This is a genomic window from Micromonospora sp. NPDC002411 (assembly GCF_053592955.1).
In genome coordinates, this window is record NZ_JBSFBM010000240.1 from 1 (window position 1) to 10,710 (window position 10,710).

At 71.7% G+C, this 10,710-nt stretch carries 10 protein-coding genes and 1 pseudogene; 6 read left to right on the forward strand and 5 right to left on the reverse strand.

The window, feature by feature from the left end; genetic code table 11:
* Together ACWCO3_RS24600 and ACWCO3_RS24605 are read right to left on the reverse strand one after the other, a co-directional pair.
* A partial coding sequence (locus ACWCO3_RS24600) for a tRNA (adenine-N1)-methyltransferase (protein ID WP_450012260.1) occupies nucleotides 1–820 on the reverse strand: 820 nt, incomplete at its 3' end.
* The gene (locus ACWCO3_RS24605; RefSeq protein ID WP_423468004.1) at nucleotides 817–1,908 is read right to left on the reverse strand and encodes a site-2 protease family protein; all 1,092 of its coding nucleotides are present in this window, start codon (nucleotides 1,906–1,908) and stop codon (nucleotides 817–819) included. The genes ACWCO3_RS24600 and ACWCO3_RS24605, both read right to left, overlap by 4 nt.
* A gap of 140 nt (nucleotides 1,909–2,048) precedes the next feature.
* On the opposite strand from ACWCO3_RS24605, the gene ACWCO3_RS24610 reads away from it, so the two are divergent.
* From ACWCO3_RS24610 to ACWCO3_RS24625, 4 genes are all read left to right on the forward strand, one after another.
* Nucleotides 2,049–2,963, forward strand: coding sequence for a RecB family exonuclease (locus ACWCO3_RS24610; protein ID WP_145782020.1), 915 nt, complete (start codon nucleotides 2,049–2,051; stop codon nucleotides 2,961–2,963).
* Between the two features lie 272 nt (nucleotides 2,964–3,235).
* On the forward strand, nucleotides 3,236–3,922 hold the full coding sequence (locus ACWCO3_RS24615; protein WP_357936739.1) for a response regulator transcription factor: 687 nt from the start codon (nucleotides 3,236–3,238) through the stop codon (nucleotides 3,920–3,922).
* 330 nt (nucleotides 3,923–4,252) lie between these two features.
* Nucleotides 4,253–5,020 (forward strand): ABC transporter ATP-binding protein, encoded by a 768-nt coding sequence (locus tag ACWCO3_RS24620; RefSeq protein WP_145782024.1) that lies wholly within the window; start codon nucleotides 4,253–4,255, stop codon nucleotides 5,018–5,020.
* Nucleotides 5,020–7,575 (forward strand): ABC transporter permease, encoded by a 2,556-nt coding sequence (locus tag ACWCO3_RS24625; protein ID WP_145782026.1) that lies wholly within the window; start codon nucleotides 5,020–5,022, stop codon nucleotides 7,573–7,575. Before ACWCO3_RS24620 ends, ACWCO3_RS24625 begins: the two co-directional genes overlap by 1 nt.
* Nucleotides 7,576–7,627: 52 nt before the next feature.
* Here ACWCO3_RS24625 and ACWCO3_RS24630 read toward each other — a convergent pair whose 3' ends face one another.
* The 3 genes and pseudogenes from ACWCO3_RS24630 to ACWCO3_RS24640 all read right to left on the reverse strand — a co-directional run bounded on the left by ACWCO3_RS24630 (nucleotide 7,628) and on the right by ACWCO3_RS24640 (nucleotide 9,458).
* Nucleotides 7,628–8,278 carry an HAD family hydrolase gene (locus ACWCO3_RS24630; RefSeq protein ID WP_145785660.1) on the reverse strand — a complete coding sequence of 217 codons (651 nt, stop codon included), beginning with the start codon at nucleotides 8,276–8,278 and terminating at the stop codon, nucleotides 7,628–7,630.
* Nucleotides 8,279–8,398: 120 nt separating this feature from the next.
* A pseudogene (locus ACWCO3_RS24635) lies at nucleotides 8,399–9,172 on the reverse strand (neutral zinc metallopeptidase); the annotation flags it as partial.
* Between the two features lie 85 nt (nucleotides 9,173–9,257).
* Entirely contained in the window at nucleotides 9,258–9,458 is a 201-nt protein-coding gene (locus ACWCO3_RS24640; protein WP_358078414.1) for a hypothetical protein, read from the reverse strand.
* A gap of 207 nt (nucleotides 9,459–9,665) precedes the next feature.
* Between ACWCO3_RS24640 and ACWCO3_RS24645 the strand changes: the two genes are divergently transcribed.
* Together ACWCO3_RS24645 and ACWCO3_RS24650 are read left to right on the forward strand one after the other, a co-directional pair.
* On the forward strand, nucleotides 9,666–10,058 hold the full coding sequence (locus tag ACWCO3_RS24645) for a YciI family protein (protein ID WP_244311968.1): 393 nt from the start codon (nucleotides 9,666–9,668) through the stop codon (nucleotides 10,056–10,058).
* A 3-nt stretch (nucleotides 10,059–10,061) separates the two neighbouring features.
* The coding region (locus tag ACWCO3_RS24650) for an RNA polymerase sigma factor (RefSeq protein ID WP_450012265.1) at nucleotides 10,062–10,710 on the forward strand (649 nt) is incomplete at its 3' end.

The following is a 10,710-nucleotide window of genomic DNA, read 5'->3' on the forward strand; positions in this document are numbered from 1 at the left end:
TGCGCGCGGACACCAGGAACGCGGTGTGCGCGATCATCCGGTGGTCCGGACGGACGGCGAGGCCCTCGGCGTGCCAGTCGCGCACCAGCGACTCCCAGGCCCGTGGCTCGGTCCAGCCGCCGCGCTCGCGCAGCGCCTCGACCAGCTCGGAGAGCTGCGGTGTGGTGGCGACGTAACCGATGAACACCCCGCCGGGCACCAGGGCCCGCTCCACCATGTCGAGGGTCTCCCAGGGGGTCAGCATGTCCAGGATGATCCGGTCGAACCCGGTCTCCTGGCACTGCGCGACGTCACCGACGTGCAGGTGCCACGACGGGTGCGGTCCGTTGAAGAAAGCCTCGACGTTGCGCTTGGCGATCTGGGCGAAGTCGTCGCGCACCTCGAACGAGTGCAGTTCGCCCTCGGTGCCGACGGCGCGCAGCAGGGAGCAGCTCAGCGCGCCGGAGCCGGCGCCGGCTTCGAGGACCTTCGCGCCGGGGAAGATGTCGCCCATCGCGACGATCTGCGCCGAGTCCTTCGGGTAGATGACCTGGGCGCCGCGCGGCATGGACAGCACGTAGTCCGACAGGAGCGGCCGCAGGGCCAGGAACGCGGTGCCGCCACCGGAGGTGGTCACCACGCTGCCGTCGGGGAGCCCGATCAGCGTGTCGTGCGCCAGGATGCCGCGGTGGGTGTGGAACTCCTTGCCCGGCTCCAGCGTCACGGTGTGCATCCGCCCCTTGGGGTCGGTCAACTGGACCCGGTCGCCGGGCCGGAAGGGCCCTCGGTGCACGGGTGTCAGCGCCGGGGTGGCCGGGACGGTGGAGGGAGTTGCGGTCACTGTGTCATCTTCCGGTTGGGTTCGAGGAGCTGTGCTAGGTCCGCGATGTGCAGAATGCCGACGACATCTTCGCCTGACGTCACCACGTACTGCGCGCCCGGGTGGGTCTGTACGGCCTCCATCACCCGCTCGCCGTCCCACCCGAGCGTCAGGGTGGGGATCGTGCCCAGCGATCGGGCGACGGCGTCCACCGCCAGCCACGGGCGGCGCTCGACCGGCACCGCCTCGGCGGCGACCGGGTCGACCAGCGCCGCCGGCCGTCCCGCCGAGTCGGTGACCAGCAGGGCGGAATCTGGCTGACCCCCGTCGACGCGTCGGCGCTGCGCCTCGGCCAGCGGCGTACCGGTGGTCACCGGCCAGACCGGACGGGCCAGCCGGGACAGGTCGATGAGCGGGAACCGGCGGCTGACCCGGGCGGCCCGGATCGACTGCCCGGCGCCACGCCAGAGGGTGACGGCGACCAGCAGCATCAGCGGCAACGCCAGGGGCGCCAGGTAGTCGGCGACGGTGAGCACCAGGACCACGATCGTGGTGCCGACGGCGACGACGCGCCCCGCCCAGCCGGCGACCTCGGTGCCGAGGTGCCGGTCGCGGGTCAGCCCCCACACCGCGGCGCGCAGCGCCCGGCCGCCGTCGAGCGGCAGCCCGGGCAGGCTGTTGAACAGCGCGACGATGACGTTGCTGACCGCGAGCTGGAAGGCGAGCTGGTGGACCACGGTCCCCGGTGGCAGGGCGAGGGTGGCCGCGACCGCGAGGACGCCGAGCACCGCGGAGACCGCCGGGCCGGCCAGTGACACCAGCAGGTCGACGCGGGGCGACGGGGCGTCCCGGTCCATCTCGGTGTAGCCGCCGAGCAGTTCCAGGGTGATCCCGCGCACACCGATGCCGTAGCGGCGGGCCGTGAGGGCGTGCCCCAGCTCGTGCAGCAGCACCGAGCCGAGCAGCGACACCACGAAGCCGAAGCCGATCAGGTAGCCGCTGATCTGCGGCAGGTCCAGCTGACGGGCGGCGAACTCGGCGTACAGCACGGCGATGACCACCGCGAGCAGGACCATGGAGCCGTTGAGGTGCAGCGGCACCCCGAACACCCGGCCGACGTTGAGGCCGAGGCGCCGGTCGGGTCGGCGCGGTGGCCGGGTTCGTCGCTCCATCGGCACGATGCTACGGACCGTCGCTGTGCGGGGCGGGCGGCGGTAGGTGTCATACCGGTGCCCTAACCTTTGCGGACATGACGGCGGAACCGGTCACCACCACCCAGCCCTCCTCCCCGGCCCAGGCGCCGCCGACGGTGCGGGCCTCGCTGTCGCCGTCGCGGGCGGCGGATTTCAAGACCTGCCCGTTGCTCTACCGGTTCCGCAGCATCGACCGGCTGCCCGAGCGCACCACCATGGAGCAGGCCCGGGGCACGTTGGTGCACGCGGTGCTGGAGCGGCTGTTCGACCTGCCCGCGCAGGGGCGCACGCCAGCCGCGGCCGGCGATCTGGTGGCGCCCCAGTGGGATCGGCTGGTCACCGAGCAGCCGGAGCTGGCCGGGCTGTTCGACGGAGCTGAGCCGACCGACGCGGCGGAGTTCCTCCGCTCGGCCGCCGGGCTGCTGGAGGGTTACTTCGCGGTGGAGGACCCGACCCGGCTGGAGCCGGCCGAGCGGGAGAGCCTGATCTCGGCGGTGGTCGACGAGGAGCTGCTCATCCGGGGCTACCTGGACCGGCTCGACGTCGCGCCGGACGGGGCGCTGCGGGTGGTCGACTACAAGACCGGCGGCGCGCCACGGGAGGCGTTCGAGGCGCGGGCGCTGTTCCAGCTGAAGTTCTACGCCCTCGTGCTGTGGCGCACCCGGGGGGTGGTGCCCCGGGTGCTGCGGTTGCTCTACCTGCGCGACGCCGAGGTGCTGGACTACACGCCGGACGCCGACGAGCTGGTCCGCTTCGAGCGCACTGTCGTCGCCCTGTGGCGGGCGATCGAGCAGGCCACCGCCCGGCAGGATTTTCGCCCCCGGCCGAGCCGGCTCTGCGACTGGTGCAGCCACCAGGCCCTGTGTCCCACCTTCGGAGGCACCCCACCGCCGTTCCCGGTCGCGGTGGCGAACGTTGACCCGCTGCGCGACTCCCGGTCCGCTCCGGTGGCGCCGGGCGCCGACGAGTGACGGCCCGCTCCGCCGCGCGCTGACGCCGGCGACGAGGGTCGCCCCCGCCGCCTCGCGGGCTGGTCGACGACGGGTGGGCGTCCTCCCATCGGCGTGGTGGTCCCCGACACGACGCTGCCCGCCCCCGCGCCGACCCGCGACCCGACATCGGCGGTGCCGTTGCGATCGGGACAACGCGACGGGCCGCGCTCTACGGTGATCCGCGACGCACCGGCCGGTGTACGCGAGGATGACCGGTGCGGCAGCACGACGTCGGCGGGACAGGAGACGTGATGACCGATCGGGTGGCCCCGGCGCGGCCGGTGCGTATCCTCCTCGCCGACGACCAGCCGCTGCTGCGTACCGGGTTCCGGATGGTGCTGGGCGCCGAGGGCGACCTGGACGTGGTGGCGGAGGCCGGGGACGGCGTGGAGGCGGTGGAGTTGTCCCGCCGGCTCCTACCCGACGTGGTCCTGATGGACATCCGGATGCCGCGGATGGACGGGGTGGCCGCGACCCGGGCGATCGTCGAGGCCCGCCTGCCGGTGCGGGTGCTGGTGTTGACCACCTTCGACCTGGACGAGTACGTGGTGGGCGCGTTGCGCGCGGGCGCCAGTGGGTTCCTGGCCAAGGACGTGCCGGCCGAAGAGTTGATCTCGGCGATCCGCACCATCGCAGGCGGCGACGCGGTGGTGGCGCCCCGGATCCTGCGGCGGCTGCTGGACCGGTTCGCCGCACTGCTGCCCGACCCGACGGCGACGCCCGCGGCAGCCCTCGACGCGCTCACCGACCGGGAACGTGAGGTGCTGGTGCAGGTCGCGCGAGGGCTGTCGAACGCCGAGATCGCCGCGGTGCTGTCGGTCAGCGAGACCACCATCAAGACCCACGTCGGGCACGTGCTGACCAAGCTGCGACTACGTGACCGGGTGCAGGCAGTGGTGCTGGCGTACGAGTCGGGTCTGGTCCGCCCCCGGGCGTAGCTCCGCGGGCCCGGGTACCTCACCCGGCGTACACGAAGATCCCTCCATGGGGGGACGGCCGGCGTTGCCGCCGTCACCTACCGTGACCGGAGACGGTCTGGCGAGGTTGACCCTCCTGTGACGTGAGGGGGCAGGGTCGGAAACACGCACGACCGACCATCGGGTCAGGGGCAACCCTGACGCGACATAAGGGTGCACCCGCAGCGGGAAATCCGCGCCAGGTCAACCCGTGGGCGGACGGTACGGGCGCGAGCAGCGCAGATGATGGAACAGTCGCGCCGGACCATCGGGGGGCGGCGTGAATTCGGACAGACGGAAGAGGTAGATGACGTGACCGCGACGGTAGGCCAGCAGGCGCAGGCCGCGGCCCGGGCGAACGACGTGTGGAAGGTGTACGGCAGCGGCGAGGCGCAGGTCATCGCGCTGCGGGGGGTCAGCGCGGAGTTCGAACGCGGCCAGTTCACCGCGATCATGGGGCCGTCGGGTTCCGGCAAGTCGACGCTGATGCACTGCCTGGCGGGCCTGGACTCGGTGACCCGGGGCACGGTGTCGATCGGCGAGACGACGGTCACCGGGCTCGGCGACGCGGGGCTGACGAAGCTGCGCCGCGACAAGGTGGGTTTCATCTTCCAGCAGTTCAACCTGCTGCCCACCCTGACGGCCAAGGAGAACATCCTGCTGCCGCTGTCGATCGCCGGGCGTAAGCCGGACCAGGCCTGGTACGACACGGTGATCGAGACGGTCGGTCTGCGGGACCGGTTGGACCACCGGCCGGCGCAGCTCTCCGGCGGGCAGCAGCAGCGGGTGGCGTGCGCGCGGGCGCTGGTCTCCCGCCCTGAGGTGATCTTCGCGGACGAGCCGACCGGCAACCTGGACTCGCGCTCCGGCGCGGAGGTGCTCAACTTCCTGCGCAACTCGGTCCGCGAGCACGGTCAGACGATCGTGATGGTCACCCACGACCCGACCGCCGCCGCGTACGCCGACCGGGTGGTCTTCCTCGCCGACGGCGAGATCGTCTCGGAGCTGATCGAGCCGACCGCCGAGACGGTGCTGGACACCATGAAGAAGCTGGACACTCCGGCCGAGGTGGGCAACTGATGTTCCGCGCGACGCTGAAGAGTCTGCTGGCCCGCAAGGTCCGGCTGATCCTGTCCGGGCTGGCGGTCGTGCTCGGGGTCATGTTCGTCTCCGGCGCCTTCGTCCTCACCGACACGCTGGGCCGCTCGTTCGACTCGGTCTTCGCCGACGGCTTCTCCGAGATCGACGTGAACGTCGCGGCGAAGCCGAAGGTCGAGCTCAGCGAGCTGGAGGGCGAGCAGACCGCCGCGCCACTGCCGGCCGCCGTGGTGGACCGGGTGAAGCAGGTTCCGGGGGCCGCCTCGGCGACGGGCATCGTCAACGCCGACGGCGCCCGGGTGATCGGCAGCAACGGCAAGGTGGTCACCTCGTTCGGTCCGCCGCAGCTGGGCGAGAACTGGACCGGGGAGAGCGACCTGCTGCGGCTGCGCGAGGGGCGTGCGCCGCAGGCCGAGGACGAGATCGTCCTCAACAAGGCCCTGGCCACCACGGCGAAGGTGCAGGTCGGCCAGAAGGTCGGCGTGCTCACCGCGTTCGAGTCGAAGAAGCGGGACTTCACGCTGGTCGGCATTGCCGGCTACAGCGGTGACCGGGACTCGATCGGCGGGGTGAACGAGGTCTTCTTCACCACGCCCGTGGCGCAGCGGCTGATGCTGGGCGAGCCGGACGTGTTCAGCAGCATCACCGTGACCGCCGCCGACGGGGTGTCCGACGAGAAGCTGCGCGACGACGTGGCCCGCACCCTCGGCGCGGACTTCGAGGTGAAGACGGGCGAGCAGGTCGCCTCGGACGCCGCGGCGAGCTTGAAGGAGGGCCTGTCCTTCTTCAACAAGATCCTGCTCGGTTTCGCGGCGGTGGCCCTGCTGGTGGGCACCTTCCTGATCCTCAACACCTTCTCGATCATCGTGGCCCAGCGCACCCGTGAGTTGGCACTGATGCGCGCCATCGGCGCCAGCGGCCGGCAGATCATCGGGTCGGTGGTGCTGGAGGCCATCGCCGTCGGGTTGATCGCCTCGATGCTCGGCCTGGCCGCCGGCATCGGCGTGGGCGCGTTGCTGGCGTACCTGTTCGGCAATCTGGCCGGTGGGCTCACCCTCGCCGGGATCGGCGTGCCGGCGGCGGCGGTGATCGGGGCGTTCTCTGTCGGGCTGGTCATCACGGTGGTGGCGGCGCTGTTGCCGGCGCTGCGGGCCGCGCGGATCCCGCCGATCGCGGCGATGCAGGACGTGGCCACCCCGGACCGGCCGTTGACCAAAATCACCGTGGCCGGGTCGCTGGTCACCGCCATCGGCGCGGTGCTGCTGTTCCTCGGGCTCAGCGGCAACGCCGGTGGTCAGACACTGACCACCATCCTCGGTGGGGTGCTGTTCGCGTTCATCGGCGTGGCGCTGCTGACCCCGCTGATCAGCCGGCCGGTGGTGAGCCTGCTCGGCGCGATCTTCTCCTGGTCGCTGCCGGGCAAGCTGGGCCGGCTCAACTCGGGGCGTAACCCGCGCCGGACCGCGATCACCGCGGCGGCGTTGATGGTCGGCATCGCGCTGGTCACCGGCATCACAGTCATCCTCGACTCGGCCAAGGGCAGCATCAGCGCCCTGGCCCAGGACACCGTCAAGGCCGAGCTGGTGATCGCCGGGGCGCAGGGCGGGCCGCGCCCGCCGAGCTTCGACCCGGCGGTACTGGACCAGGCCAAGACGCTGCCCGGCGTGCAGATGGTCGACGGCGAGTACGGCGACATGGCCCAGATCGACGGCGAGCGCACCTGGGTCGGGGCGAGCAGCGACATCGCGTCGCTGCGGCAGATCTTCAGTGCCAAGCCCGTCGCCGGTGACATCGACCGACTCGGGCCGACGCAGATGCTGGCCAGTTCGGACACCGCCGACTCGCGTGGCTGGTCGGTGGGTTCGACGGTGAACGTGCAGTTGACCCGGGGCGAGACGCGGACGTACACCATCAGCGGCATCTACGAGTCCGGGCAGCTGTTGAACCCGGTGATGCTGCCGGTGACGGCGGCGAAGGACTTCGCGATCCCGCAGCCCTTCCAGGGGTACGTTCAGCTGACGCCCGGCACCCCGGTGGCCGACGTGCAACCGCAGGTGGAGACGCTTCTCGCGGACAGCCCCGAGGTGTCGGTGGCCGACCGGGACGCGTTCATCAAGCAGCAGACCGGTCAGCTCGACGGGCTACTCACGATGATCCAGATCCTGTTGGCACTGGCCATCGTGATCGCCGTGCTGGGCATCATCAACACCCTGGCGCTGTCGATCCTGGAACGGACCCGCGAGTTGGGGCTCCTGCGCGCCATCGGTCTACGCCGGTCCCAGACCATGGGCATGATCACCGTGGAGGCGGTGGTGATCTCGGTGTTCGGCGCGTTGCTGGGCGTGGCGGTCGGCACCGGCCTCGGCGCCGCGGTGGTCGAGGCACTCAAGGACGAGGGCATCACCGACCTGATCCTGCCCTGGGGGCAGATGGGTGTCTTCCTCGGTCTCGCCGCGATCATCGGTGTGGTGGCCGCGGTGCTCCCGGCCATCCGGGCGGCACGGATCAACGTCCTGGGCGCCATCGCCCACGACTGACGCTCCGACGCCGAATGGGGGTCCCGCACCGCGGGGCCCCCATTCGCGTCCGTCAGGCTGCCGCCCGGTCGGCGAGCAGCGCCGCGAGCAGGTCCAGGTCGACGCCGGTGAGGCTCTCCACCTGGTGTACGCCGGCAGTGCTGGCGAGCGCCACCTCCGCCGGTACGGCCAGCACTGCCGCGCCCGAGGCGAGCGCGCTGGCCACGCCGGTCGGTGAGTCCTCGATCGCCACACAACGCTCGATCGGCACACCCAGTCGCCGGGCCGCGGTCAGGTACGGCTCGGGGTGCGGCTTGGCCGCGACCACCTCGTCGCCGGCGACCACGGTGTCGAAGTTGTCCCGGCCGAGGGTGTCCAGGGCGATCTCGACGAGTGCCCGAGGGCTGGAGGTGACCAGCGCGGTGGGGATTCGCGCCGCGCGGACCGCGCGCAGCAGCTCGAACGCGCCCGGCTGCCAGGGCAGACCGGTGCGGAACAGCTCCAGGATCCGGGCGTTGATCCACGCCGCGCTGATCTCCGGATCCCGTTCGGGCTGGCCCAGGTCGTCGTGCAGGATGCGCATCGACTCGGCCATGGCGGTGCCGATGATCGACTGGCGGGCCTCGACGGACAGGTCCCCGCCGTACTCCCGGGCGAGTTCCTGCAACGCGATGTCCCACAGCTTCTCGCTGTCGACCAACGTGCCGTCCATGTCGAAGAGCACGGCGGCGGGGTGATGGCTGTTCAGCGGATCCTCCAGGGTCGTGGCCGACACCGGCGATCCTGCCAGGGCCCGGACAGGCGGGGGGCCGCGACGGGCGTGCACGTGATCCGGGCAACCCGCTCAGCCCAGGTCGCAGGCCTCCAGCGACCGCTCGTACCCGCGGAAGAACGATTCGGTGCGCTGCTCGGCGGTGCCGTGCGAGCCTTCGGCGAACCACGGCTGGTCGGGGTCGTCGCCGACCGCCGCCAACCCTTCCCGGAACTCGTCCAGGTCACCGTCGGCCAGGGTCAGGGCACCGGAGCGCACCGAGTCGCCGAGGTACGCCCCGGCCATGCAGTCGGCCTGCAACTCCTGCTGGATGGTGAAGCTGTAGTTGATGCCGAGCCGCACCTGGATGGCGTGCGCGTACTCGTGCCCGAGCAGGTAGAACACGAACGCGTCACCGACCTGGCGGAACGCCGCCACCGACCAGCGGACGTCGTACGCGATGAAGTCGCCCCGCGAGCAGTAGACCGCGTTGTTGCGGGGCAGCGGCTCGCCGCCGCAGGACACCTCGCCCTCCCGCTGGTAGGGGGTGATCCGCCGGACCGGTTGGAACCGCTCACCGGACGCCTTGAACTGGGCTGCCCAGTAGCGCTCGGCGATGGCCCGCGCGTCGGCGACGTCCTGCTCGAATTCGGCGACGCTCGTGGTGCTGTCGGCCCGGGTGGTGCCGGGCCCGGGTGACGCCTGCGACTGCTGCGGTGCCTGACGCTCACCCTCCGGCTCGGCCAACCCACCGCCCGCGCAGGCCAGCGACACGAGGGCCGCGGCCAGCAGGGCCGCCACGGTGCCTCGGGCGCCGCGTCCTGACCGTGCCCCCACTGTGCCTCCCAGACATCGCTGCTCGCGCTGAGCAGTACCCCGACGACACGACCGTCACGCCCGTCACCCGATTCACGTGTGCGCCAGCCGAACGGTTCACCCCTTCGCCCGCGCCTCAGCCGCTGGACTCCCGACCGCGCTGCCACGTGCCGCCCTGGTCGCCGTGCCGCTCGGCCTCGTACCGCTGCTGCCGGGCCCGGGCGTCCCGCCCGGCCGCACGGTCGTCGACCGCAGACCGCCCTCGCCGCAGTACGACCCCGGCCGCCAGACCCGCCACCACGACGAAAACCCCCACCACCACCCACACCGTCGCCATGCCCGCCAACCTAACGCCCTCCCACCACCCCACCCCTCCTGGTAATCATGCGGTTGTTGTCGTGCGGCTCGGCGCGTCGAGGCGACAACTTCATGATCGACCGATCAGGTGGGGTGGGTGTGTCCGGGGTGGGGGTGCTGCTTCGACGTTTCCTTCGAGGGCGTCGGAGGGCGCCCATGGACAGGATGGAGCAGCACCGTGAAGTACATGATTTTGCTCTACGGCTCACAGCAGGACTACGACGTGCTGTCGGGGCGGGCGACCGGCCGGCCCGCCATGTCGGCCGAGCAGATCGCGGCGATGCACAAGCACATGGAGACCTTCCATCAGGCGCTGGCCGAGTCCGGGGAACTGGTCGACGCCCAGGGCCTGAGCGAGCCGGTGCACGCCCGCCGGGTGCAGGTACGCGAGGGCGCGCCAGTGGTCACCGACGGCCCGTACCCGGAGACGCAGGAGGTCCTGGCGGGTTACACGATCGTGGAGTGTGCGAGCTTCGACCGGGCCACCGAGATCGCCGCGGGCCTGGTCGATCCGGACGCCCCGGGCGGTTACGTGGACGTGCGGCCGGTGCTGGACGGCATTGAGGACCTGGGCGGCTGACGGGTGCCCGAGACACGGGTCGAGGACCTGCTGCGCGAGTTCGCGCCGCAGGTCCTCGGCGCGCTGGTACGCCGATTCGGGCACTTCGACACCGCCGAGGACGCGGTGCAGGAGGCGCTGATCGCCGCGGCCGAGGCCTGGCCGCGCGACGGTGTACCGGAGAACCCACGCGGTTGGCTGATCACCGTCGCGTCCCGCCGGCTGACCGACCTGCTGCGCCGGGAGCAGGCCCGGATGCGCCGCGAGGACACCGTGGCGCGGTGGGTGCTCCCGGAGCAGTGGCGCGCTCCGGCGGCTGATCGACCGCTGGCGGACGAGGACGACACGCTCATCCTGCTCTTCCTGTGTTGCCATCCGGCACTGTCGCCGACGTCGCAGATCGCGCTCACGTTGCGTGCGGTGGGCGGGTTGACCACCGCCGAGGTGGCCCGCGCCTTCCTGGTGCCGGAGGCGACGATGACCCGGCGGATCAGCCGGGGCAAGCAACGGATCCGCGACAGTGGGCTGCGGTTCGCGCCACCCACCGACGAGGAGCGGGCCGACCGGCTCGCCGCCGTGCTGCACGTGCTCTACCTGGTCTTCACCGAGGGGTACGCGCGCACCGCCGGCCCGGGGTTGCTGCGCGCCGACCTGACCGCCGAGGCGATCCGCC

Coding starts and splice junctions, on each gene's coding strand:
- ACWCO3_RS24640 (WP_358078414.1), bottom strand. CDS start 9,458: ATGGCGACGGTGTGGGTGGTGGTGGGGGTTTTCGTCGTGGTGGCGGGT.
- ACWCO3_RS24615 (WP_357936739.1), top strand. CDS start 3,236: ATGACCGATCGGGTGGCCCCGGCGCGGCCGGTGCGTATCCTCCTCGCC.
- ACWCO3_RS24625 (WP_145782026.1), top strand. CDS start 5,020: ATGTTCCGCGCGACGCTGAAGAGTCTGCTGGCCCGCAAGGTCCGGCTG.
- ACWCO3_RS24645 (WP_244311968.1), top strand. CDS start 9,666: ATGATTTTGCTCTACGGCTCACAGCAGGACTACGACGTGCTGTCGGGG.
- ACWCO3_RS24610 (WP_145782020.1), top strand. CDS start 2,049: ATGACGGCGGAACCGGTCACCACCACCCAGCCCTCCTCCCCGGCCCAG.